This window comes from Amycolatopsis decaplanina DSM 44594, from assembly GCF_000342005.1.
GTDB classification, from domain to species: Bacteria; Actinomycetota; Actinomycetes; order Mycobacteriales; family Pseudonocardiaceae; genus Amycolatopsis; species Amycolatopsis decaplanina.
Genome location: NZ_AOHO01000055.1, coordinates 210,794 through 231,910 on the forward strand (window position 1 = coordinate 210,794; position 21,117 = coordinate 231,910).

Genomic DNA, 21,117 nt, shown 5'->3' on the forward strand with positions numbered 1-21,117 from the left:
GAGGGACCCTGGGTCCCTCAAGGAGGCCTTCACGGACTTGCCTCACCCCTCGCGAGAGGCCCGCCCCTTGATCGGCACCAGGGTCCGCGGCTCGAGTGCCGCCAGCACCCGAGCCGCGAACGGCCTGGTGGCCAGGCCCCGGCGCACCTCGCCGACCTCTTGCCACGCCCTCCGGACGGCACCGTCGCCCACCGGGACCCCGGACCACAGCGTCACGTCCAGCACCTTGGCGAGCCTGGCGACCGGCTCACGGATCCCTTCCCCCGCGAGCGATCCGGCCGACTCGGCGAGATCACGCGGCGTCATCCCGATCCGGAACGGCACACCGTGCGCGCGCAACCGGTCGCGGATCTCGTCCCAGGCGCCGAGCACGCCTTCGGCGCCGGACCGGCGACGCCGCCGTCGTGCGCGGACGACCTTCGCCGCCGGAACCCCGAGAAGCCACAGAAGTCCGAAAAGGACGATCGCGGCGACGAGCGCCGGCCACCACCAGCTCATACCGGCGTCGGCGCTCTGGTCCTCGGCGGTTTCCGACTGTGTGCCCGGCGGGAGCTGGGGCGGCCGCAGTTGCTGCTCGGCGGGCAGCTGGGCTCTCGCCCGGGCGACCGCCTTGCCGGGACCTGCCTGGCTCCGTCCCGCCTTGCCCGCCGCGGCGGTCGGATCGAGCGCCACCCAGCCCGCGCCGTCGACCGCGACTTCGGGCCACGCCAGGACATCGCGGTTCCGGACGACGTGCATGTCGCCGTCGGTCTCGGCCGAACCCCGGAACCCGACGACGAGCCGTGCCGGGATACCGTTCATCCGCGCCAAAACCACGTACGCGGCGGCGAACTGCTCGCTCGTCCCCCGTTTGCTCTCCAGCAGGAAGTGCCGCAGCTGCGGCCAGCCGTGCCCGGTCGGCAGCTCCTCCGTACCCGCCGCGACCTGATAGTTCGTGCTGAGGAAGCGTTCCAGCTGCAGCGCGGACTGGAACGTCGGACGCAGACCGCGCACGGCGTCCCTCGCCACCTGCTCGACGTCGGGCGGCACCGTGCCGAGCCCGCCGAGCCCGCTTACGGCCCGCGCGTCGACTTCGCCGGAACCGAGATCGACCTCGGGCGAGGACCAGCTGAGCCGGTAGTTCCGCTCCGGGCCCGCCGATGGCGATTCCAGCATCAGGGTGCCCGCGGACTGGTCCACCAGCGGTGTCAGACCGTCCACACCGGTCAGATCCTGGTGACTCGGCAGCCAGGGTCCCGAGAGCCCGCGCACCCTCAGTTCCGCTGTGCCGCCCGCGCCGCCGGGAGCGCCGTCGAGACCCGCGCCGAGCCGGCGAAGCCGGGAATCGGACAGCCAGTTCGCGCCGTCGAAACCGTTGAGCACGATCAGGCGCCACTGATCGACCGGGGCGTCACCGCGGTAACGGAACACCTCCTCGCCGGGCCGGGTGAGCCGCTGGGCGATCTCGTCCAGCGGGTTGCCCACCCTGCTCCTCGGCGGCGGCGCGGCCTGGGTGTCCTTGAGCGTCAGCGGATCGCGGCCGACCGGATCGAGCCCGGCGAGCGCGACCGCGCCGGCGACGAGAGCGACCACAGTGGACAACGCGGGCCAGACAGCGGATCCCGCCACGCGCCAGGACGGCCGCGGTCCGCCCGGTGCCCGGCGCTCCGGCCGGACGCGACGCCCCGACCACAGCAGAAGCCCGGCGGGCAGCGCGTAGCCCAGCGCCGCTGCCACCGCGACGACACCCGTCAACGCCTGATACGCCTGTGCCAGCACGGCGACGGCCAGGCTGGGTACGAGCGCCACGAGCGGCTTCCTGAGGTGTAGCAACAGTTCCAGCCCGAGCACGACGGCGAGCAGTACCGACAGCGGGACGAACAGCAGCTGTTCGGGGACGGGCCGCGCGGGCCAGGTGGACTGCAGCGTCAGCTGCCAGCCTTCGGTGAGGCCGCGTGCCAGCCCTCGCAACGACGCGCCGGTGGGCAGGAAGGCGAGCGTGGTCGACGTCAGCACCGTCTCGATCAGCCCGAGCAGACCGAGCAGCGCGACGAACAGTGGCCGATAGGGCGTCAGCTTGGGGAACTTCGCGGTCAGTTCGACGCAGCCGTACGCGACGAGAACGACCACGAGCACCGGGACGAGCAGTTCCCCCCAGCCGAAAACGGGCGTGAACAGCAGCCCTGCGACCCCCGTCGCGCCGAGCAGCCCGGCGACCGCGAGCCGATCGAATCGGGCGCTCATGCCTTCCCCACCAAGGTATTCCACTGAGCCGCGGCACCCGCGGCGTCGACCGCGACGATCAGGCCGCCGGAGCCCGCCGACGGCCGGAGGTCGCCGAGCCGGACCACGGTGTCGGGCCGCCAGCGAGCCGCGTGGCCGAGGTCGGCGTCCGGGCCGCTGATCACCACGAGCACCCCGCCGGGGCGTTCGGCGGCGGCCAGGGCCGAGGGCAGCAGCGGCGCGTCGTCCGCCGCGTCCTGCGTGACGAGCGCGAGTTCGTCCAGCAGCGTCCTCGCCGCGCGCACCCCGCTGTCGGTCAGCGTGTCCGCGCCGGCGGAGGTGATCAGGCGGCAGTGCTGCCCCGCCGACGCCGACGCGTAGAACAGCGAGGCCGCCACCTCGACGGCTTCTTCGAAAACGGCGGGATTCATCGACGCGGGCCGCGTGTCGAGCACGGTGGTGAACCGGGGCTGGGCGGGGTCGGCGTACTCGCGCACCATGAGCCGTCCGGTCCTGGCCGTCGCCTTCCAGTGCAGATGCCGGACCTCGTCGCCGATCACGTACTCCCGCACCGCGCGCAGATCCGCCGAACCGCGCAGCGGCGGGTCGGTGATCGGGCCTTCGTGGTGGTGCCGCGGATGACCGGCCTGCGCCGCGCGCACCGCGTGCCGTCGCGGGTGCACCCACAGCCACGCGGTGCCCCCGACGGTCTGGTCGCCGCGGGCGAGGTCGAACAGGTCGGGCCGGTGCACCACGAGCGGGCCGACCCGCAGTTTCCCGCGTCTCGTCGTCGGGAGTTCGTAGTGGTACGTCGCTTCCGCGCCGGGCGCGAGCGGGCGGACCCGCAGCCTGTGCGTTTCGTCCCCGATCCCGTCCCCCGCGGCGAACCCGCCGTGCCGACGCGAACCGGTGTTGCGTACGACGAGCGAGGCCAGCGCCGGCTTCCCACGCTCGACCCGGTCGGGCTGGACGGTCCGGCCGATCTCCACCTTCGGCCGGAACCTGGTGGTGGCCAGCGCGATCAGCACCGCGCCCGCGGCGATCCCCGCGAAGGCACGGAAAAACGTGTACCCGGCCAGCTCGCCGAGGGCGTAGAACCCGGCGGCGAAGGCCAGCACGATGACGCCGCGGCGGGTGAGCCGCACGCCTACCTCCCCATCGCGGCCATGGGAGCGGCCGTCGCGCCCAGGAGTTCGTCGACGATGTCGGCGGTCCGCCGCTGGTTGAGTTCCGCGTCCGGGGTCAGCACGAGCCGGTGGTCGAGCACCGGATGCGCGACGTCCTTGACGTCGTCCGGGGTGACGAAGTCGCGGCCGAAGGTGGCGGCGAGCCCCTGTGCCGCCCGGATCAGCGCGATGCTTCCGCGCGGGCTCGCGCCGTAGCGGACGTCCGGATGCGCCCGGCTCGCCGCGGCCAGCCGGACCGCGTAGTTGACGATCTCCGGTGCCAGATGGGACTTCCGGACCTCGTCGATGACCGACTGGACGTCGGCGATGCTCAGCACCGGCTTCAGTTCGTCCGGCGTCACCCCGGCGCAGTCCCCCATCACCACGCGCATCTCGGATTCCAGATCCGGGTAGCCGACCGAAATACGCATGAGGAAGCGGTCCAGCTGCGCCTCGGGCAGCCGGTAGGTGCCCTCCAGTTCGATCGGGTTCTGCGTGGCCACCACGAGGAACGGCCTCGGCACCGCCTGGCCGACCGAATCGACGGTGACCCGGCGTTCGGCCATCACCTCCAGCAGCGCGGCCTGTGTCTTCGGCGTACCCCGGTTGATCTCGTCCGCCAGCACCACGTTGGCGAAGATCCCGCCGGGGTGGAACTGGAAGCGTTCGGCGTTCTGGTGGTAGACCATCACGCCGGTGATGTCGCCGGGGAGCAGGTCGGGGGTGAACTGGATCCGGCTCCACCGGCCGCCGATGCTGGCGGCGACGCAGCGCGCGATCGTCGTCTTCCCGACGCCGGGCACGTCCTCCATCAGCAGATGCCCTTCGGCGAACAGCGCCGCCACGGTGAGCCGGACGACCTCCGGTTTGCCGCGCACCACCGATTGCACGTTCTCGGCGATCTGCTCGTAGGCGACCCTGGGTGTGAGCGTCACAGAAGTTCCTTTTCCTTTCGCCGGCGCAGGCCCACCAGCGCCATCGGGCCGAGCCAGATCAGCGAGCCACCGGGAATGCCGCTGCGCATGCTGGGCGAACCGGTCCAGCTGTCCGAACCGGTGCCGCCGGACGTCTTGATGGTGGCGGTCACCGTGACAGCGCCGATGTAGCCCACGTTGTTGATGGGCAGGCTGGTGGCACCGGAGCAGGCCTTCGAGGCCGAGACGGCGTCGCCGTACTTCGCCTGACAGGTCGCGGACGCGCCCTTGCCGTTGGCTGTGACGTCGACGATCAGGCCGGTCCCCACCCGGACACCGGTGATGGTGATGGTCGGCGGATCCGACGGCGCCGGCACGGTGACCTTCCGGCTTCCGGTGGCCCCGGTGAGCGTGGATCCCGAACCGAACTTCGTGACCGCGCGGACGGTGACGGTCGCGGTGCCGGTGACCCCGGTGAATTCCGCGGACGAGGCCGAAACCGTGCGCTGGCCCTTGCCCGTCACGCTCACCAGGTAGTGCACCAGCGTGCCGCCGCGGAGGTCGGGCTGGGTCCAGCTCACCGACACCTTCCCGGCCGCGGTGGCGTTCGCGGTGACGACCGGCGCCCCGGCGGGCCGGTTCGCGGGTCCCGGGATGACCGCCTTGGCGCCGGCGCCCGCCCCGATGCCCGCCGAGTTCTCCGCGGCCACGGTGATCACATACGGGGTTCCGTTGGTCAGCCCGGAAATCGTGGTCCCTCGTGACGATCCGCCGACCCGGGTGGAACCGCCGGTCCAGGTCACCCGATAGGCGGTGATCCGCGCGCCGTTGTCCGCGGCGGGGCTCCACGAGACCTTGATCGAGCCGTCCCCGGACGTCGCGCTCACCTTCCGTGGCGCGCCGGGCGGAGTCGCCTTCGCCACCGGCGGAGGCGCCTGCTGGGTGTTCGGAGGCGCTTGCTGTCGCTGGTCCTGCTGCCGCGGCGGAGGCTGGTCACCGGACGGTTCCGGGTCGGCCGACGGCGCGCCCGCCGTCTGGCTGCTGGCCGCCTTGTCGACGTCGACGTCCACCACCGTGCCGTCATCGCCGTTGACCACCAGCACGTGCGAACCGTCGGAACTGTCGACGTAGATCCGGTTGTCCTCGCCCTTGGCCAGCCTCGGCGGTGTTCCCTGACCCGGCACCTTCGCGGTGGACTTCAGCTTGCCGTCGGCGTCGTAGGTCAGCACCTCACCGCGGGTTTCGTCGATCATGGCGACGACGTTCGACGAGGAGAGCGGGCCGTTGAACCGGCTGCCCTTGGCCAGCTCGACCGAAATCGGCTTCGCGGAGGGGTGGTCCTGGTCGAGGCCGCTGATGTCGATGAGGTGGAGCTGGTTGCGCTCCGGATCGGCGATGGCCAGCCGGCCACCGACGGCGCTGTTCGCGACCTGTGCCGACGGCGAGAGCTTGATACCGAGCGGAAGGGCTTCGCCGAGCCCGTCCGGGCCGACCCGGTGGAGACTGTCACCGGTGGTGTCGAGCACGACCGGTGAGTCTCCGACCAGCGTGAGCCCGCCGCCGTGCCCGGGCGGGAGCTGCGCGGGGCAGGTCATGACGGCGGCGCCCTTGGGCAGCTCGCAGATCGAGCCGCTGTCGGCGCGGTGCGCCCACACCGTTCCGTCGGTCGTCGCGACCGGCCTGGACAGTGGCCCCCCTGCGGGCACCGTCGCGGCCGGGTCCCCGAGACGCACGATCTGACCGGCGTTGCGGTAGACCAGGTACGGACCGCCCGCGATCTCCATCACGAACGGCGTTTCCGGCGCGGGGGGCGGCGTGGACTCCTCCACGCTCAGCGTCGCCTTGTCGAACTCCGTGATGCGGTTCCGCTCGACCACGTAACCGGAACCGTCCCCCTGCGCGACCTGGCTGCCGTTCGCACCGGGCACGTCCGCGCGCGCGTCGACGCGATTCGTCGAGCCATCGACGTGAAACGCGGACTGGGCGGCGTCGTTGTAGACCCAGTGGCCGACCTGGACGAACTCCAGCCGTTCCGGGGTCGCCGCCTGTCCGGTCACGGCAAGGCCGACCAGCGCCAGGCAGCCCGCGACCATTAGCGCCACGGCCATTCTCGTCCTGGCCGCCACGCTGAACCGCTTCGTGCCCCGCTCATCGGTGTTCACGCGATCAAGTTAGAGAGCGACCATGAAATTTCGATGAAACAGCCTGTCGGAGGGCCCGCGGACGCCGTGTCATCGAAACCTCATGTTCGCCGGGCAGGCTCGGGCGGACACGGTTGAGGAGGCAGGACGATGACCGATCTCGGCGCGGCCAGGACGGGCGGGCGGTACCAAGCGCCGTCCCCACCGCTTCCCCAAGTCGCACCGGCCCTACCGCGGGCCGAGGCCATGCCCGATCCGCTCGCCTACGCCGCGCCCGCCGCGCGGGCCGCCGCACGCGAGGCCGCACTGGCCGCGCTCACCGCCGCTCGCCAGGCGGAGCAGCGACCGCGATGGTCCGCGGCGGTGCCCGTCACCGCCCCGGCGCCCGGTTCGCCACGGCCGAATCCGCCGACGCCCGTTCGAGGACGGCGGCCCGGCCGTTTCGGCGGGATCGGGGTACCGCAGATCGTCTGCTGGCAACTCGTCCTCGTCGCGCTCGTCCTGGTGGCGGAGCGACCCTGGCCGCTGGTGGCCACGGTCGTCACCGCCGCCGTGGTGGTCCTCGCGCTGACCGCGGTGCGGATCCGCGGGCGCTGGCTCTACGCTTGGCTCGGCTCGGCATCCGGCTACCTGACGCGCGACCGCGACCGGGATCTCCGGAACGCGGGTGAGGCGGGCCGGGCGCTGTTGCGCCTGCTGTCGCCGGAAGCGACGGGGATCACCGGCGAGATCGGCGGCGAGACGGTGTTCATGGTCAGCCGCGCCGACGGGATCACCGCTGTGCTGCAACCGAAATCCGCCGCACGCGCGCAGCCGATGCCGTCGCCGCTGACGTTGCTGCCGCCGTCGCGGGAGCAGAACCTGGACGTCGCCGCGCAGGTCATCCACCACATCGGCGCGGACCGCTCGCGGCCACCGCGGGGCTGGGTCGCGCTGCAGGCGCTGCGCACCGTCGACGTCCACCGCGACGCCGACGTGCGACAGGCGCTCGGGAACACGGTCCGGCGCGTGCGGCGACAGCTTCGCCGCGGCGGCCTGCCCGTGCGGGCGCTCGCCGAAAACGAGATACTCGGCGCGCTCGCGTCGCTGGCGCACGTCACCGCCGGCCGGGCACGCATCCGCGAGGACTGGCGGTTCTGGCACAGCGGCCCGATTTGCCAGGTGACCTTCCGCCTCGACGGCTGGGGCTCGCTTTCCCCGGCGCACGCGGCGGATCTGTCGCGCCGTCTGCTCGCCGCCGCTCCCGGCTCCGCGGTGACCCTCGCCGTGACCGCGCGCCGGAGCGCCGCCGAGACCGGACCCCGCGTCAGTGCCGCGATCCGGATCGCCGCCGCCGGGGCTCAAGTGGTGGAACACGCGGCACGGGACCTGGAACTCACCGCCCGCCGGGGCGGGATCACGCTGGACCGTCTCGACGGCAGGCACGCCAAAGGAGTGGCCGCCACCCTGCCGATCGGGGTCAGTTGAGCGCGACTATCGCGGCGGTGAGCGCGGTCGCGTACAGCGTCCAGGCGAGGTACGGCAGCAGCAACACGGCCGAAAGCCGGGAAGACCGGCGGAAGTACAGCGCGGTGACGACGATCGCGATGTCGAGCAGGACGATGTCGACCAGGGCCAGGACGTACGCGCCGGCCGCGAAGAACAGCGGCGTCCAAGCGGCGTTCAGGACCAGTTGTACCGCGTACCAGGTCAGCGCCCGGCGTTCGCCGCCGGACTTCCAGTACAGCCAGCCCGACACCGCGATCCCGAGGTACAGGACCGTCCACACCGGACCGAACAGCCAGGCGGGCGGCGCGAACGACGGCCGATCGAGTCCACTGTAGACGGACCGGGCGTCGGCCGCGGCGAGTCCGCCGACGAGCGCGACCACCGCGACCGCGGCCAGGAACGGGAGGAACGCCAGCGGCGTGCGGAGTCGTCCTGGGATAGTGGTCATCTTTCGAGCCTAAGGCCGCGGACACGCACTCGCGCGCTCAAAACCCGTCGCGTCCGTGCGGGAACGGCCTTGGGATCGTTCTCGCGATGAACGACGAGACTTTTCTCGACCAGGTGGCCGGCAGACTGGCATTTCGCCGTCTACTACCGCGGCGGCTTCGATCCGGCGGACCTGCGCGCCGCCGGCTGGGACGGTGAGGTCTCCGAACTCGGCGTCTGGGGCGGTGGCGTGTTCAACGGCGGCGCCTGGCTCACGATCGACGGCAGGCAGGTCGACGTCCACTACCGCTGGAGCCGTTGATGTTCCACCTCGCGGGCGTCCCGAGTTACCTCCCCGTCGCCGAACTCGCCGTGAACCGCGTGCTGCGCGGTGACCTGCCTCGGCCGGACTACCCGGAAGCGTTGCGGGGAACGGCTCCGGTGATGTGGCGGGGCCGTGCGGAACTGACCCTGCGCTACACCCGCGGCGCCTTCGTCCCGCGCGGGCAGGCAACGGCGGTCGCGGGCGCGCTGGCCACCGCCGCCATGGAGACGGCGCACGCGGTCCTCGCGGCCCGCGGCGAGTGGGTCACCAACGAGAAACGGCTGCTGCCGCGCGCGGGATTGCGCGAAATGGACGCGATCGTCGCGGAATCGCGCTCGGATCCCGGTGTCCTCGCGAAGGCGGTGGACGACGCGGAGACGCTGTTCCGGACGGCGGATTTCGCCACTAAGTAGCCGGAATCGCCCGATAGGATTGTCGGACTTGGCCGGCCGGGGCCACCGGGTTCTAGTTGTCGCCATGTCCACGACCGATGTCACCGCCCTCGCGCGGACCACGCTGACGGCACACCAGTCGCTGTACCTCGCCACCTCCGGTGAGTCCGGCCCTTGGGTGAACGGGGTGTTCTTCGCCGAGTCCGACCTGTTCACCCTCGTCCTCGTGCTGGAGCGACGGGGCCGCACACTGGCCGCACTCCGGCACAACCCGGTGGCCTCGGTCATCGTCTCCACCGGCTCTCCCGCCGACCCGTTCCTCCAGGCGATGGTCCGCGCCGAGATCCTCGGCGGAGAACGGGCCCAGGCCGCTCGCGACCAGCTCGTGGCGAAGGTGCCGTACGTCGCGCCGTTCCTGGACACGCCCATCGAGACCGTCCAGCTGGCTGTGGACTCCTGGCGGGTCACCGACATCCCCAACGGGCTGCTGCCGGGCAAGGAACTCGCGGCGGTCTGAGTCCCTGTGGCGCGCGTCACGGAATGACCGGCGGTCTTCAGCGCTACAGAGAGGTAAGACCGTTCCGTACCAAGGGAGTGACATGTCCGCCACCGCCACGCCGGAAGAAACCGCTCTGGCCGTCCCCGCCCTCGACGACTTCGACTTCCCGCTCACCGACGGTGCCGCCTGCCGCATCGACGACCCGGACTGCGAAGCCTGCCAGTAGGCCTGCGGCCGGCTTACAGGGGCGTCGTGAGTGGTAGTGGCGTTCTTGAGGGTTAGGCAATCGTGGCGTGTCCTGATGGCGGGGCCGATGTCTCACGTGCCCCGCTGGTCACCCTGGTCATAGAAGCAGCGCTGCCGCGGTGTGTCGGCCGCCGGGTTTGAGTGGCACAGCCTTGATCAACGAAGGATTCGGGACGTTGAGCGTCCCGGATCTTCCGTTGATCATGGTCCGGGACCGGGATCACCTCGCGTTCATGAAGGAATCGGGACGCTGAGTGTCCTAATTCCTTCATCGACGATCCCGCTACCCGCTGGGATCGTCGACCACTCACGACCACCAGCCCCAGCCCCTGCGCTCACCTGACGTGAAGTCCGTGAAGGTCTCCTTGCCTACCCTGAAGGTAGGGAAGGAGACCTTCACTACGTGACACCAGCGGCCGGGCCATGTTGTTCGAGGCGTGTCGCGAAAGCCACTTTCGCGACGTCTGATGTCCCGAAAGTGGCTTTCGCGACACGGTCACCGGAGGGTCGTGAGTGACGACCAGGCGCCGTCAGTTCACTCGTCCGTCGACGGCCGCCACGATGAGCGCCGCGCACCGCTTGACCGGCACGCCCCGTTCCCGTGCCATCGCGTCGAGGGCGGCACGTGCGGCCTGCCCGCGCAGTCCTTGGGCGCCAAGCACTTTCAATGCCAGGCCGACGACGTCGGCGGCAGGTGCGGGATCGGGTCGGACCAGCATCGGAGGACCTCCGGCTCACTCGGCGGACGGCTCCGCATACCCGTTCCGCACCGTGTTCACACCCTGCTTCACCGTGAAGATTGGCGATCCCGCCGGTCGTCGACGGCGTCCCGCCGGACCTGCTCGGTGTGCATGCCGATCTCCCCGAGCCGTTCGGCGAATCCGGTGTGCTCGCGGGGCAGGTGGGCGCGCAGGTCGGCCAGCGGGGCCAGGAGTCCGGTGACGTCGTCCTCGCCGAGTACCGCGCTCAGCCGGTCGGCGCTTTCCCTGGCCCTGGCGCTCAACCCGTCCAGCGCGCCGGCCTGACCGGCCAGCTGCCGCAGGATCGCCGAGTTGCGCCGCGCCCACTCGGCCACCGCGCGATCACCCGCCCGCCGATCGCGTTCCGCGTCGACCCGCGCCTCCCCCGTGCTCTCACCGCTGACGGACGGCCGCAGCCGCAAGAACCGCCGCTCCGCCGCCTGACGGCTCGCGACCCCCAGTGCCGGGGCGAGCGCCGTCCAGCTGGTCCCGCCCGCACGAGCGGCCGCGATCAGCTCCGGCTCCCACGCGGCCAGTTGTTCGCGGACCTCCTTCAACGCGACCAAAGCCGTCAGAAGCCGCTCCGGTTCCGAAACGCCGGAGCGGGCCTCGACCACGACGTCGTGCACGGTGCGCACGGTCCGGGCGGGATCTTCGTCCATCATTGTCATCCTATCGACGACTCGGTGGTTGTCATCGTTTCGATGACATGGTAGAACAGTAGTGCGTGTTGACACCAGAGACAACGAACCCAGGAGGTGGAACCCGATGTTGATGCGCACCGACCCGTTCCGCGAGCTGGACCGTCTCACCCAGCAGATGTTCGGCACCGCGACCCCGGGAACGTGGTCCAAGCCGGCCGCGATGCCGATGGACGCTTACCGCGACGGCGACGAGTTCGTCGTCTGCTTCGACCTTCCAGGTGTCGCCGCCGACGCGATCGAGCTGGACGTCGAACGCAACGTCCTGACGGTCAAGGCGGAACGGCGGCCGATCCCCGGAAAAGACGTCCAGATGCAGGTTTCCGAACGCCCGCTCGGTGTCTTCTCCCGCCAGCTGTTCCTCGGCGACGCCCTCGACACCGACCACATTTCGGCCGGATACGAAGCCGGCGTGCTGACCCTGCGCATCCCGATCGCCGAGAAGGCCAAGCCGCGGCGCATCGAAATCACCGGCTCCACGTCCGACCGCAAGGAGATCCAGGCCTGAGTGTCCTGTCCGGTGCGGGGCTTGCGGACCCCGCACCGGACAGGACCGGGGAAGGAAGGGAAATCCTCTTTGCTCACCATGCCTGTCCGCCACCCTCACACCCGCGACGCCGTGTGGGGCCATCTCGCCGAAGTCACCGAGGCGCTCGGCGTCGGCCTCGAATCCTGCACCGTCGACCACGACAGCCCGATTTCGGCCTACGTCGCGCTCGACGAGCGGCTCCCCACCCACCCGGAGCGCGACGTCGCCCTGCTGTGGGACGAAATCCACGGCTGGGCCGTGGCGATCGAGACCCACTCCGGCGAGGACCTCATCGTCCTCCGCTATCTGGGCGGGGAAACCGCCACCCCGCGTCCCGCTCAGGTCGCACGCTTCGTCACGGCCGTACGCGAAGACGACCACAGCGTCGGGCAACTCACTCCGCCGGATTTCGGCGTCCTGCCTGCCCTGAACGAGTAACCGCGGCTCGCGTCGGGTACCTCCGAAGGGCTTCGACCGGAAGGAGTGAGCCGTGACCCGGATCGGCCTGCTGTACCCGACGCGGGACTGCGGCGAGGACGATTTCCTCGCCCTGGCGAGGAAACTGGATCCCGACCTCACCGTGGACTTCGCCTATGTCCCGTGGGGTGAGAAAATCGGCCGGGTCGACGACCTCGATCCGGCCGGGAAACACGAAGCCGTCCGCGAACTCGGGGCGCCGGACCGGCTCTCGGCCGCCGCACGGTTCAGCACGCCACCCGATGTCGTCAGCTGGGCCTGTTCCAGTTGCAGCTTCACGCGCGGCCTGGAGGGCGCGCTCGAACAGGCCCGCGTACTCGAAGAAAGGCTCAGCGTTCCCGCGCGCAGCACTTCCTTGGCGTACCTCAGCGCGCTCGCCCACCTAGGGGCCGGGCGCGTGGCGCTCGCCTCTGTCTATCACCGCGACACGACCGCCGATTTCGCCGACTTCCTCGCGAAGGCGGGCGTCGACACCGTTCACTCGGTCTCCGCCGACGCCCCTTCGGACCGGGCTCTCGCGACCTGGGATCGCCGCCGCATCGCCGAGCTCGCGGCAGCGGCCGACCACGCCGAGGCTGAGGCGCTGCTGATCCCCGAAACCGCCCTGCACACGACACCGCTGCTCGAAGACCTCGAAACCGGCCTCGGCAAACCCGTGCTGACCGCCACGGCGGTCACCCTCTGGGATGCCCTGCGCGCGCTGGGCACCCCACCGATCCGGCAAGGGCTCGGCAAGCTGTTCACTCGCTGAGCCTGCCGCGCAGATCCTGGAGGATCTTCGTGAGCAGGCGGGAAACATGCATCTGGGAGATACCGATGCGCTCGGCGATCTGAGATTGGGTCATGCCGTCGAAGAACCGCATCGTGACGATCGCCCGCTCCCGTTCCGGCAGCCGCCGGAGCAACGGGACCACGGTGTGGCGGTCCTCGATGTGCTCGAGTCGGGAATCCAGCCCGCCCACCACGTCGGACAGCGGAAGCGAGCCCTCGCCGTCGTTGACCGGCCGGTCCAGGGAAGACGTCTGATAGCTGTTCGCGGCGAGCAGGCCTTCACGGACGGTGTCGACGTCCACATCGAGATGCCCGGCGAGTTCGGTGGGGGTCGGCGCGCGGCCGAGGGTCTGGGTCAGTTCCGTGGTCGCCCGCGAAAGCCGGGTGCGCAATTCCTGCATCCCGCGCGGGACGTGCACCGCCCAGCCGGTGTCGCGGAAGAAACGCCGCACCTCGCCCATGACCGTGGGCACCGCGTACGCCAGGAAATCCCCGCCCTGTCCCGGATCGAACCGGTCCACGGCCTTCATGAGGCCGATCCGCGCCACCTGGATCAGGTCTTCCCGCGGCTGACCTCGTCCGCTGAACCGGACGGCGATGTGCTCGGCGATCGGCAGCAACTCGAGGATCAGGCGATCGCGTATACGTCGCCGATCCGGGTGACCTGCGGGCAAGGCGGCCATCTCGTCGAACAAGGGGCGGCAATGCGAGTAGTCGTCGTTACGCCGCGGCCTGCCGCCTCGACGGCCGCGAGGGGCCGGAACCACCTCTTCCCGCAGGGCAGGATGATCGATGTCTTCCATGAGCGTCGTCGCGTTCATCAAAGTCACCTTCGTCCCTTGTGGACTGGCATGGGTCCGCTCCCCTCGTCACTGTTCTGCTACCCGGACGACGGGTGCGGCAAACATCGGCCCGGCCGGGCTGCCGGGCCGTCGCCGATGTGTCAGCGTTGAAGTCATGACCGCACCAGGACCCGAACCCGAAGACGCCCCTGGCCTGGAGCCGGGCGGTTCCGTACCGCCCGGGGACGTTCCGCCCGACGCGGGGCAGACCTCCGGGCTTTCGCATCCTCAGCCGATCCCTTCGCGGGGTCCGGGAATCGTCACGCTCGTCGTGATCGGTGTCCTGGTACTGGTCGTGGCCGGTTTCTTCGTCCTGCGCGCGCTCGACCTGCTTTGACCTGGACGGGTGACCTCGCGATTCGCCGGTGGGCCGGAGGGGTATCCGCAGCTCACGACGAAGGAGGAACCGTGCCTGAACAGAGCTGGAGCGACAAACGCGAACGTCAGTACGAGCACATCAAGTCCTCTCAGAAGAAACGCGGCGCGAGCACCGGCCGCGCCGAGGAGATCGCGGCGCGCACGGTCAACAAGAACCGCGCACGAACCGGTGAATCCGAGACGGCGAGCAAGAGCTCGACCAAGGACACCTCACCGCAGAAGCGCGGTGGCCAACGGTCCGGCAACCGGAAGGGTCCCGGAGGGCCGACCAAGGACCAGCTCTACAACGAGGCGAAGAAGCGCAATATCAAAGGCCGTTCCGGCATGACCAAGAAGGAATTGCAGAACGCCCTCGGCCGCTGATCGGAGTCAGGATGGATCACTCGCGCGCACCGGTGCTGGAAGCCATCGAGGCCTACCGCCGCGCGGGCGGGCTGGCCTTCACCCCACCGGGTCACAAACAGGGGCGTGGCGCGGATCCGCGGGTGCTCGACCTGCTCGGCCGCGACGCTTTCGCGTCGGATCTGCTCACCCTCAACGGCCTGGACGACCGCAGGATGTCGCGAGGCATCCTCAGCCAGGCGCAGGAACTGATGGCCGACGCGGTGGACGCGGACCACACTTTCTTCTCCACCTGCGGAAGTTCGCTTTCGGTCAAGAGCGCCATGCTCGCCGTCGCCGGCCCCGGCGAGCGGCTCCTGGTGTCCCGCAACGCCCACAAATCGGTCGTCGCCGGACTGGTGATCAGTGGTGTGCATCCGGTCTGGGTCCGCCCCCGATACGACGAGGAACACCATTTGGCGCATCCTCCCGGCCCGGAAGAGACCAAGGCCGCGCTGGCGGACGCTCCCGAGGTCAAAGGCATGTTGCTGATCACGCCGACCGACTACGGCACCTGCGCGGACATCCGCGGCGTCGCCCGTGCCTGCCATGACGCGGGCAAGCCGCTGATCGTCGACGAGGCGTGGGGCGCGCACTACCCGTTCCACGACGACCTGCCGACCTGGGCGATGGACGGCGAAGCCGATCTGTGCGTCACGAGCACGCACAAGATGGGCGGCGGGCTGGAACAGGCCTCGGTGTTCCACCTGCGAGGCGACCGGGTCTCACCGGACGTGCTCAAGGCAAGGGAGGACCTTCTCGGAACCACGAGCACGTCCGCCCTGCTGTTCGCTTCCCTCGACGGCTGGCGCAGGCAGATGGTCGAGCACGGCGAAGAACTGCTGGGCAAGGCGCTGACGCTGGCCGCCCGCGTACGCGAGGAGATCGAAGGCATTCCCGGTCTGCACGCGCCGGCGGAGGAGTTCCACCCATTGGCCTTCGAACACGATCCGCTCAAGATCGTGATCGACGTCGCCGGACTGGGCATCACCGGTTACCAGGCGGCCGACCGGCTCGCCGAAGGCCATCTGCACACCGGTCTGTCCGATCACCGGCGGATCGCGGTGCAGATCACCCACGCCGACGACGAAGACACGGTTTCCGCTCTGTTGCGCGGTTTGCGAGGGCTGGTCGACCACGACTTCGAGCGACGGCCGCCGGTCGACCTGCCCTCCGGGGCCGAACTGACGCTGGAGATGCGGATGCTGCCCCGCGACGCGTTCTTCGCCGACGCCGAGCATGTGCCGCTGGACAAGGCCGAGGGACGCGTCAGCGCGGAGATGATCAGCCCCTATCCGCCGGGAGTTCCGGCGATCGCTCCCGGCGAAGTGTTCACCGGCGCGATCATCGACTACCTGCTCACCGGCGTCCGGACGGGCATGTTCATCTACGACGCCGCGGATCCCGAGTTGGGCACGGTCCGCGTCGTCGCCTGAGTGCCGGCCATTTTCAGTGTCGGCAGCAGGCCGGTGAGCTCGATGGCGCGGTGCACCACCTTGGAGGGGGCGAAACCCAGGTCGATCCCGGACTCCTCGCAGTGACGATTCAGCTGCACCAGCACGGAAAGGCCGGAGGAATCGCAGAAACCGACACCGGTCAGGTCGATCACCGCGACACCGGGACCGTCCTCCAGCAGTCTGAAAAGCTCGGCCCGGAGCCGGGGACTGGTCGAGATGTCGATATCGCCCGCCACCTCGACGGTGATCGCGTCTTCCGAGCGGGCCGCCTCGACCACGACGAGAGGAGCGGCCTGCCCGGCTTCGGTATCGATCGCCATCCATCGACGGTAAGAGGACGTGGCCAGGACCGCAACCGTCGCGGTGGGCCGGTCCGCTCAGGACGACTGGGCCACCTCGCGCGCGATCTCGTCCTTGTCCATCTTCGAAGCACCCGTCACCCCCGCGTTGCGCGCCTGGGTCAGCAGTTCTTGCCTGGTGGCCTCACCGGGCCGGTCGCCGAGGTGCGAAGTCCGGCTGTTCACGAACGCCTCGCCCAGCTCGCGACGCCGCGCTTCGTTCAGTTCGCGCCGCATCTTCGGCAGGACGGTGGATTCCTCTTCCTTCACGTGATGCGTGACGGCCTCGACGAGATCGGAGAGCACCTTGTCGAACTGCTTCGACTCGGGTTCGATGTCGTTCAGCTTCGCGAGCAGTTGCTCGGCTTCGGCATGTTCCTTCTGACCGTGCGCCACGCCCTCGGCCTCGTCCGCCTCGCCCTTGGCGGCCGGGTACACCTCGGCCTCCTCGGCCCGGCTGTGCGCGGTGAGCAGCGCCGAGAGCACCGGGACGAGCAGCGGTCGTTTCTCCGGATGCCGCTCGAGTTCGCCGAAAAGGCGCTCCACCTCGCGATGGTCCTGCATGATCAAGTCCACGACGTCGCCCGCCACGGCCGCCTCCTCGGTTGGGGATCAACTCGACGCCACCGGATACCCGATCCAAGCCGATTCATTCCTCGAAGCCGGGCTATCCTCGCCGTATGGCCTGCCGTATCACCGAACTCATCCTCGACTGCGCCGATCCGGTCCGGATGGCGGAGTTCTGGTGCGAAGTACTCGGGTACGTCGAGATCGGCAAAGAAGGCGACGACATCGAAATCGGCCCGCCCGAAACCGGGTTCGGCGGCCCGCAACCCACTTTGATCCTGAGCCGCAGCGACGATCCGAAGCCCGGCAAACTCCCCTTGCACATCGACGTGAACCCCACCGACCGCGATCAGGACGCGGAACTGGAACGGTTGCTCGCCGCCGGGGCGCGCCCCGCCGACGTCGGCCAGACCGGGGAAGAGTCGTGGCGTGTACTCGCCGACCCCGAAGGAAACGTCTTCTGCCTCCTTCGCAAGCGGGTCGGCCCCTGAGGACTGTCCACAGAGGACTCAACGAACCGTCGATTGGGGGACTTCGCCGCAGGGTATCCGATGAGGAACACCGAACCCGACTGGGATGGTCACTCATGACGGACGAACGACTGTGGCAGCGCGACAAGGCCGAATTCGGCTCCGGTGAGACCCCCTCGGCCGGACCGCTGGCCGAGCAGTTCGTCGAACTCACGCGCCGGCTTCTCGCCGCCTCGACGCCGGCCCAGGTCCTCGAACAGGTCGTCGCCGCGGCGTACCGGGTGGTACCGGGCGCGGATCTGGTGTCGGTCACCCTCCGGGCCCCGGACGGGACCTTCCACACCCCCATCTCGACCGGCGAGGTGGCGCACGAGCTCGACCAGGTGCAGTACCGCGCCGGCACCGGGCCCTGCGTCGACGCCGCCGACAGCGGAAGTCCCGGTCACGTCCGCAGCGACGATCTGGCTACGGAGAAGCGGTGGCCGGACTTCAGCCAGGCCGCCACACGCCACGGCTTCACCGCGATCCTGTCCACCGTGCTGGTGCCCGACGCGGCTCCACCGAGGCTGCCCGGGGCGCTGAACATCTACAGCCGCCGCCCCGGCGCCCTCGATGTCGTCGCTCAGGACACCGCGTTGCTGCTGGCCACTCACGGCTCACTCGCACTGGCCGCCACCAGTGCCGTGAGCCGGGCGGAGCTGGAGACGAGCCATCTCCGGCGGGCCGTCGAATCGCGTGACGTCATCGGGCAGGCGAAAGGGATCCTCATGCAACGACGCGGCCTGACCGCGGACGAGGCCTTCGATCTGCTGCGCCGCACCTCCCAAGACCTCAACGTCAAACTCGCCGAAGTCGCGCGCACCCTCGCCACCCGGCACAGGGAGCTCGACGACCTGTGAAGTACGTGAAGGCCCCCTTCACTGCGTCTAGCGCAATGAAGGGGGCCTTCACGTACAACGGCGCGGCCCAGCGTCAGGCGAGGTCGAACCGATCGAGCTCCATGACCTTGGTCCAGGCCTTGGCGAAGTCGGCGGCGAACCGCTCGCGCGCGCCCTGGCCCGCGTAGACCTCGGAGAGCGCCCGAAGCTGGGAGTTCGAGCCGAACACGAGGTCGACTGCGGTGGCCGTCCACTTCACCGCGTCCGTGGCGGCGTCGCGGATCTCGTAGACGTTCTCCTCGGACTCCGACACCTTCCACCGGGTGCCCGGCGAGAGAAGGTTGGTGAAAAAGTCGTTGGTGAGCACGCCGGGCCGGTCGGTGAGGACGCCGTGCCGGGTGTCGCCGGTGTTGATCCCGAGCGAGCGCAGGCCGCCGACGAGGACGGTCATCTCCGGCGCGGTCAGGTCGAGCATGTAGGCGCGCTCGACGAGCAGGACCTCCGGCTGCAGCTTCTCCCCGGGACGCAGGTAGTTGCGGAACCCGTCGGCGCGCGGTTCGAGCAGCGCGAACGACTCGACGTCGGTGTCCTCCTGCGTGGCATCGGTGCGACCCGGGTGGAACTCCACGGTCACCTCGGTGCCGGCGTCGCGCGCGGCCTTCTCGACGGCGGCGGAGCCCGCCAGCACGATCAGGTCGGCCAGCGAGATCTTGGCGCCACCGGCGTCGTTGAACTCGCGCCGGATACCTTCGAGGGTCTCCAGAACGCTCGCGAGCTGCTCGGGCTGGTTGACCTCCCAGTCGCGCTGGGGTTCCAGGCGGATCCGGGCACCGTTGGCGCCACCGCGCTTGTCGGTGGACCGGAAGCTCGCCGCGGCCGCCCACGCGGTGCCGGCCAGCTGGGCGACCGTGAGACCGGACTCGAGCACCTTCGTCTTGAGCGCGGCGATGTCGGCGTCCCCCACGAGTTCGTGGTCGACGTCCGGCACCGGGTCCTGCCACAGCTGCGGCTCGGGCACCCACGGTCCCAGGAAGCGGCTGACCGGGCCCATGTCGCGATGCAGCAGCTTGTACCAGGCCTTGGCGAACGCGAGGGCGAAGTCGTCCGGGTTCTCCAGGAAGCGGCGCGAGATCTTCTCGTACTCCGGGTCGACGCGCAGCGCCAAGTCCGTCGTGAGCATGGTCGGCTTGTGCTTCTTGGCCGGGTCGTGGGCGTCCGGGATGATCGCCTCGGCGTCCTTGGCGACGTACTGCTTGGCGCCGCCGGGGCTCGTGGTGAGCTCCCACTCGTAGCCGAAGAGGATCTCGAAGAACCGGTTGCTCCACTGCGTCGGCTTGTCGGTCCACGTCACCTCGAGACCGCTGGTGATCGCGTCGGCGCCCTTGCCGCTGCCGTGGCTGCTCAGCCAGCCGAGACCCTGTGCCTCGATCGGGGCGGCTTCGGGCTCCGGGCCGACGTGGTCGTCGGCGATACCCGCGCCGTGGGTCTTGCCGAAGGTGTGACCACCGGCGATGAGCGCGACGGTCTCCTCGTCGTTCATCGCCATCCGGGCGAAGGTCTCGCGGATGAAGTGCGCCGCCGCGGCCGGGTCCGCGTTGCCGCGGGGTCCCTCGGGGTTGACGTAGATGAGGCCCATCTCGGTCGCGCCGACGTCGGGCACCATCTCGGTGTCACTGGCGTAGCGCTCGTCACCCAGCCAGGTGTCTTCCGGGCCCCAGAAGATCTCCTCGGGCTCCCAGGTGTCCACGCGGCCGAAGCCGAAGCCGAAGGTCTTGAACCCCATCGATTCCAGCGCGACGTTACCGGCGAGCACGAGGAGGTCCGCCCACGAGATCCGCTGGCCGTACTTCTCCTTGACCGGCCACAGCAGCCGCCGCGCCTTGTCGAGGTTGGCGTTGTCGGGCCAGCTGTTGAGCGGGGCGAACCGCTGTCCGCCGTCGCCGGCGCCGCCGCGGCCGTCGTGGATGCGGTAGGTGCCCGCGGCGTGCCAGCTCATCCGGATCATCAGGCCGCCGTAGTGGCCGAAGTCGGCGGGCCACCAATCCTGCGAGGTGGTGAGCACCTCGACGATGTCCTGTTTGAGGGCCTCGACGTCGAGTTTGGCGAACTCCTCGGCATAGCTGAAGTCCTCGCCGAGCGGATTGGATTTCGACGAGTGGGCGTGCAGCACCGACAGATCGAGCTGGTTGGGCCACCAGTCCTTGTTGGTGCGGGGGCGGCCTCCCGACTTCGGTGTCGGCGAGTCGATCGCCGGGTTCTCGCTCTCGCTTCCGTGCGCGGTCACGGAGTCGTGGGCCACCGGGCAGCCCTTCTCCGGGGTGTCACTCAATTTCTTTCCTTCCGGGCAGACGAATTCATCACTGGACGGGTTCGGCCGCGCAGCCGGGGCAGAGACCCCAGTAGACGACCTCCGCCTCGTCGATCACGAAACCGTGATCGCCGGAGGCGGTGAGACAAGGGGCATGGCCGACGGCGCAATCGACGTCCGCGATCGCACCGCAGGAACGGCACACGACATGGTGATGGTTGTCCCCCACGCGGGTCTCGTAGCGGGCGAGCGCCCCGGCGGGCTGGATACGCCGGATAAGACCGGTTTCGGTGAGCGCCCGCAGCACGTCGTAGACCGCCTGGTGGGAGACCGTGGGAAGGTCGGCCCGCACCAGCGCTATCACCGTTTCGGTGTCGACGTGCGGATGATCGCGCAGCGCCGCGAGCACGGCCAGCCGGGGCCGAGTCACGCGCAGCGAGACCGCCCGCAGCTGTGCCTCGAAGTCGGACATCACCAAGGA

At 69.9% G+C, this 21,117-nt stretch carries 23 protein-coding genes and 1 pseudogene; 12 read left to right on the forward strand and 12 right to left on the reverse strand.

Translation table 11 applies throughout. The features are described 5' to 3' along the window. Positions 1 to 42: 42 nt before the first annotated feature. The 4 genes from H074_RS18155 to H074_RS18170 are packed head-to-tail and all read right to left on the reverse strand — an operon-like array spanning position 43 to position 6,444. Positions 43 to 2,223 (reverse strand): transglutaminase TgpA family protein, encoded by a 2,181-nt coding sequence (locus H074_RS18155; protein ID WP_007031499.1) that lies wholly within the window; start codon positions 2,221 to 2,223, stop codon positions 43 to 45. Further along, positions 2,220 to 3,347 carry a DUF58 domain-containing protein gene (locus H074_RS18160; RefSeq protein ID WP_007031500.1) on the reverse strand — a complete coding sequence of 376 codons (1,128 nt, stop codon included), beginning with the start codon at positions 3,345 to 3,347 and terminating at the stop codon, positions 2,220 to 2,222. The genes H074_RS18155 and H074_RS18160 overlap by 4 nt, the downstream gene beginning before the upstream one ends. A 2-nt stretch (positions 3,348 to 3,349) precedes the next feature. Further along, entirely contained in the window at positions 3,350 to 4,303 is a 954-nt protein-coding gene (locus tag H074_RS18165) for an AAA family ATPase (RefSeq protein WP_007031501.1), read from the reverse strand. Next, positions 4,300 to 6,444, reverse strand: coding sequence for a fibronectin type III domain-containing protein (locus H074_RS18170; protein ID WP_039922734.1), 2,145 nt, complete (start codon positions 6,442 to 6,444; stop codon positions 4,300 to 4,302). The genes H074_RS18165 and H074_RS18170 overlap by 4 nt, the downstream gene beginning before the upstream one ends. A gap of 129 nt (positions 6,445 to 6,573) precedes the next feature. Between H074_RS18170 and H074_RS18175 the strand changes: the two genes are divergently transcribed. Next, positions 6,574 to 7,890 carry a type VII secretion protein EccE gene (locus H074_RS18175; protein ID WP_152521441.1) on the forward strand — a complete coding sequence of 439 codons (1,317 nt, stop codon included), beginning with the start codon at positions 6,574 to 6,576 and terminating at the stop codon, positions 7,888 to 7,890. On the opposite strand, the gene H074_RS18180 is transcribed toward H074_RS18175, so the two are convergent. After that, positions 7,883 to 8,359 (reverse strand): TspO/MBR family protein, encoded by a 477-nt coding sequence (locus tag H074_RS18180; protein WP_007031504.1) that lies wholly within the window; start codon positions 8,357 to 8,359, stop codon positions 7,883 to 7,885. The two genes, H074_RS18175 and H074_RS18180, sit on opposite strands and share 8 nt — an antisense overlap. 120 nt (positions 8,360 to 8,479) lie before the next feature. Between H074_RS18180 and H074_RS18185 the strand changes: the two are divergent. The 3 genes and pseudogenes from H074_RS18185 to H074_RS42080 form a co-directional block, all read left to right on the forward strand. Next, positions 8,480 to 9,075, forward strand: a pseudogene (locus H074_RS18185) (nucleotidyltransferase domain-containing protein); the annotation flags it as partial. Between the two features lie 64 nt (positions 9,076 to 9,139). Beyond that, positions 9,140 to 9,571: a pyridoxamine 5'-phosphate oxidase family protein gene (locus H074_RS18190; protein WP_007031506.1), complete on the forward strand. Its 432-nt coding sequence runs from the start codon at positions 9,140 to 9,142 to the stop codon at positions 9,569 to 9,571. Between the two features lie 82 nt (positions 9,572 to 9,653). Next, the gene (locus H074_RS42080) at positions 9,654 to 9,779 is read left to right on the forward strand and encodes a hypothetical protein (protein WP_007031507.1); all 126 of its coding nucleotides are present in this window, start codon (positions 9,654 to 9,656) and stop codon (positions 9,777 to 9,779) included. 550 nt (positions 9,780 to 10,329) lie between these two features. Here H074_RS42080 and H074_RS18195 read toward each other — a convergent pair. Beyond that, on the reverse strand, positions 10,330 to 10,518 hold the full coding sequence (locus tag H074_RS18195) for a hypothetical protein (protein WP_007031508.1): 189 nt from the start codon (positions 10,516 to 10,518) through the stop codon (positions 10,330 to 10,332). Positions 10,519 to 10,586: 68 nt separating this feature from the next. Then, complete coding sequence (locus H074_RS18200; protein ID WP_007031509.1) at positions 10,587 to 11,201, reverse strand: hypothetical protein; 615 nt, start codon at positions 11,199 to 11,201, stop codon at positions 10,587 to 10,589. A gap of 106 nt (positions 11,202 to 11,307) precedes the next feature. Here H074_RS18200 and H074_RS18205 point away from each other — a divergent pair, with 106 nt between their 5' ends. The 3 genes from H074_RS18205 (at position 11,308) to H074_RS18215 (ending at position 12,997) form a co-directional block, all read left to right on the forward strand. Continuing rightward, positions 11,308 to 11,748 (forward strand): Hsp20/alpha crystallin family protein, encoded by a 441-nt coding sequence (locus H074_RS18205; RefSeq protein WP_007031510.1) that lies wholly within the window; start codon positions 11,308 to 11,310, stop codon positions 11,746 to 11,748. Between the two features lie 78 nt (positions 11,749 to 11,826). Continuing rightward, positions 11,827 to 12,207 (forward strand): DUF6292 family protein, encoded by a 381-nt coding sequence (locus H074_RS18210; RefSeq protein ID WP_007031511.1) that lies wholly within the window; start codon positions 11,827 to 11,829, stop codon positions 12,205 to 12,207. A gap of 52 nt (positions 12,208 to 12,259) precedes the next feature. Further along, positions 12,260 to 12,997: a maleate cis-trans isomerase family protein gene (locus H074_RS18215; protein WP_007031512.1), complete on the forward strand. Its 738-nt coding sequence runs from the start codon at positions 12,260 to 12,262 to the stop codon at positions 12,995 to 12,997. Here the strand turns inward: H074_RS18215 and H074_RS18220 are convergent. Continuing rightward, positions 12,987 to 13,838 carry a SigB/SigF/SigG family RNA polymerase sigma factor gene (locus H074_RS18220; RefSeq protein WP_007031513.1) on the reverse strand — a complete coding sequence of 284 codons (852 nt, stop codon included), beginning with the start codon at positions 13,836 to 13,838 and terminating at the stop codon, positions 12,987 to 12,989. The genes H074_RS18215 and H074_RS18220 overlap by 11 nt on opposite strands. Before the next feature lie 136 nt (positions 13,839 to 13,974). Here H074_RS18220 and H074_RS18225 point away from each other — a divergent pair, with 136 nt between their 5' ends. From H074_RS18225 to H074_RS18235, 3 genes are all read left to right on the forward strand, one after another. Continuing rightward, complete coding sequence (locus tag H074_RS18225) at positions 13,975 to 14,196, forward strand: DUF6480 family protein (RefSeq protein ID WP_007031514.1); 222 nt, start codon at positions 13,975 to 13,977, stop codon at positions 14,194 to 14,196. A 71-nt stretch (positions 14,197 to 14,267) separates the two neighbouring features. Then, complete coding sequence (locus H074_RS18230) at positions 14,268 to 14,600, forward strand: hypothetical protein (RefSeq protein ID WP_007031515.1); 333 nt, start codon at positions 14,268 to 14,270, stop codon at positions 14,598 to 14,600. 11 nt (positions 14,601 to 14,611) lie between these two features. Then, the gene (locus H074_RS18235) at positions 14,612 to 16,054 is read left to right on the forward strand and encodes an aminotransferase class I/II-fold pyridoxal phosphate-dependent enzyme (protein WP_039922740.1); all 1,443 of its coding nucleotides are present in this window, start codon (positions 14,612 to 14,614) and stop codon (positions 16,052 to 16,054) included. Here the strand turns inward: H074_RS18235 and H074_RS18240 are convergent. Then, on the reverse strand, positions 16,006 to 16,395 hold the full coding sequence (locus H074_RS18240) for an STAS domain-containing protein (protein ID WP_007031517.1): 390 nt from the start codon (positions 16,393 to 16,395) through the stop codon (positions 16,006 to 16,008). The two genes, H074_RS18235 and H074_RS18240, sit on opposite strands and share 49 nt — an antisense overlap. Positions 16,396 to 16,452: 57 nt before the next feature. Next, positions 16,453 to 17,004, reverse strand: a complete 552-nt coding sequence (locus H074_RS18245) for a hemerythrin domain-containing protein (protein ID WP_007031518.1) — start codon at positions 17,002 to 17,004, stop codon at positions 16,453 to 16,455. Between the two features lie 89 nt (positions 17,005 to 17,093). On the opposite strand from H074_RS18245, the gene H074_RS18250 reads away from it, so the two are divergent. Both H074_RS18250 and H074_RS18255 read left to right on the forward strand, forming a co-directional pair. After that, the gene (locus tag H074_RS18250) at positions 17,094 to 17,471 is read left to right on the forward strand and encodes a VOC family protein (protein WP_007031519.1); all 378 of its coding nucleotides are present in this window, start codon (positions 17,094 to 17,096) and stop codon (positions 17,469 to 17,471) included. Positions 17,472 to 17,566: 95 nt separating this feature from the next. Next, positions 17,567 to 18,349 (forward strand): GAF and ANTAR domain-containing protein, encoded by a 783-nt coding sequence (locus tag H074_RS18255; RefSeq protein ID WP_007031520.1) that lies wholly within the window; start codon positions 17,567 to 17,569, stop codon positions 18,347 to 18,349. Positions 18,350 to 18,422: 73 nt separating this feature from the next. On the opposite strand, the gene katG is transcribed toward H074_RS18255, so the two are convergent. Further along, entirely contained in the window at positions 18,423 to 20,657 is a 2,235-nt protein-coding gene (gene katG / locus H074_RS18260) for a catalase/peroxidase HPI (RefSeq protein WP_007031521.1), read from the reverse strand. Between the two features lie 28 nt (positions 20,658 to 20,685). Further along, complete coding sequence (locus H074_RS18265) at positions 20,686 to 21,108, reverse strand: Fur family transcriptional regulator (RefSeq protein WP_007031522.1); 423 nt, start codon at positions 21,106 to 21,108, stop codon at positions 20,686 to 20,688. Positions 21,109 to 21,117: the final 9 nt, after the last annotated feature.

Bases quoted from the DNA above. Each gene is read 5' to 3' on its own strand.
- H074_RS18155 (WP_007031499.1), bottom strand. From the start codon at position 2,223: ATGAGCGCCCGATTCGATCGGCTCGCGGTCGCCGGGCTGCTCGGCGCG.
- H074_RS18175 (WP_152521441.1), top strand. From the start codon at position 6,574: ATGACCGATCTCGGCGCGGCCAGGACGGGCGGGCGGTACCAAGCGCCG.
- H074_RS18180 (WP_007031504.1), bottom strand. From the start codon at position 8,359: ATGACCACTATCCCAGGACGACTCCGCACGCCGCTGGCGTTCCTCCCG.
- H074_RS18190 (WP_007031506.1), top strand. From the start codon at position 9,140: ATGTCCACGACCGATGTCACCGCCCTCGCGCGGACCACGCTGACGGCA.
- H074_RS42080 (WP_007031507.1), top strand. From the start codon at position 9,654: ATGTCCGCCACCGCCACGCCGGAAGAAACCGCTCTGGCCGTCCCCGCC.
- H074_RS18195 (WP_007031508.1), bottom strand. From the start codon at position 10,518: ATGCTGGTCCGACCCGATCCCGCACCTGCCGCCGACGTCGTCGGCCTG.
- H074_RS18200 (WP_007031509.1), bottom strand. From the start codon at position 11,201: ATGGACGAAGATCCCGCCCGGACCGTGCGCACCGTGCACGACGTCGTG.
- H074_RS18205 (WP_007031510.1), top strand. From the start codon at position 11,308: ATGTTGATGCGCACCGACCCGTTCCGCGAGCTGGACCGTCTCACCCAG.
- H074_RS18210 (WP_007031511.1), top strand. From the start codon at position 11,827: ATGCCTGTCCGCCACCCTCACACCCGCGACGCCGTGTGGGGCCATCTC.
- H074_RS18220 (WP_007031513.1), bottom strand. From the start codon at position 13,838: ATGAACGCGACGACGCTCATGGAAGACATCGATCATCCTGCCCTGCGG.
- H074_RS18225 (WP_007031514.1), top strand. From the start codon at position 13,975: ATGACCGCACCAGGACCCGAACCCGAAGACGCCCCTGGCCTGGAGCCG.
- H074_RS18235 (WP_039922740.1), top strand. From the start codon at position 14,612: ATGGATCACTCGCGCGCACCGGTGCTGGAAGCCATCGAGGCCTACCGC.
- H074_RS18240 (WP_007031517.1), bottom strand. From the start codon at position 16,395: ATGGCGATCGATACCGAAGCCGGGCAGGCCGCTCCTCTCGTCGTGGTC.
- H074_RS18250 (WP_007031519.1), top strand. From the start codon at position 17,094: ATGGCCTGCCGTATCACCGAACTCATCCTCGACTGCGCCGATCCGGTC.
- H074_RS18255 (WP_007031520.1), top strand. From the start codon at position 17,567: ATGACGGACGAACGACTGTGGCAGCGCGACAAGGCCGAATTCGGCTCC.
- H074_RS18265 (WP_007031522.1), bottom strand. From the start codon at position 21,108: ATGTCCGACTTCGAGGCACAGCTGCGGGCGGTCTCGCTGCGCGTGACT.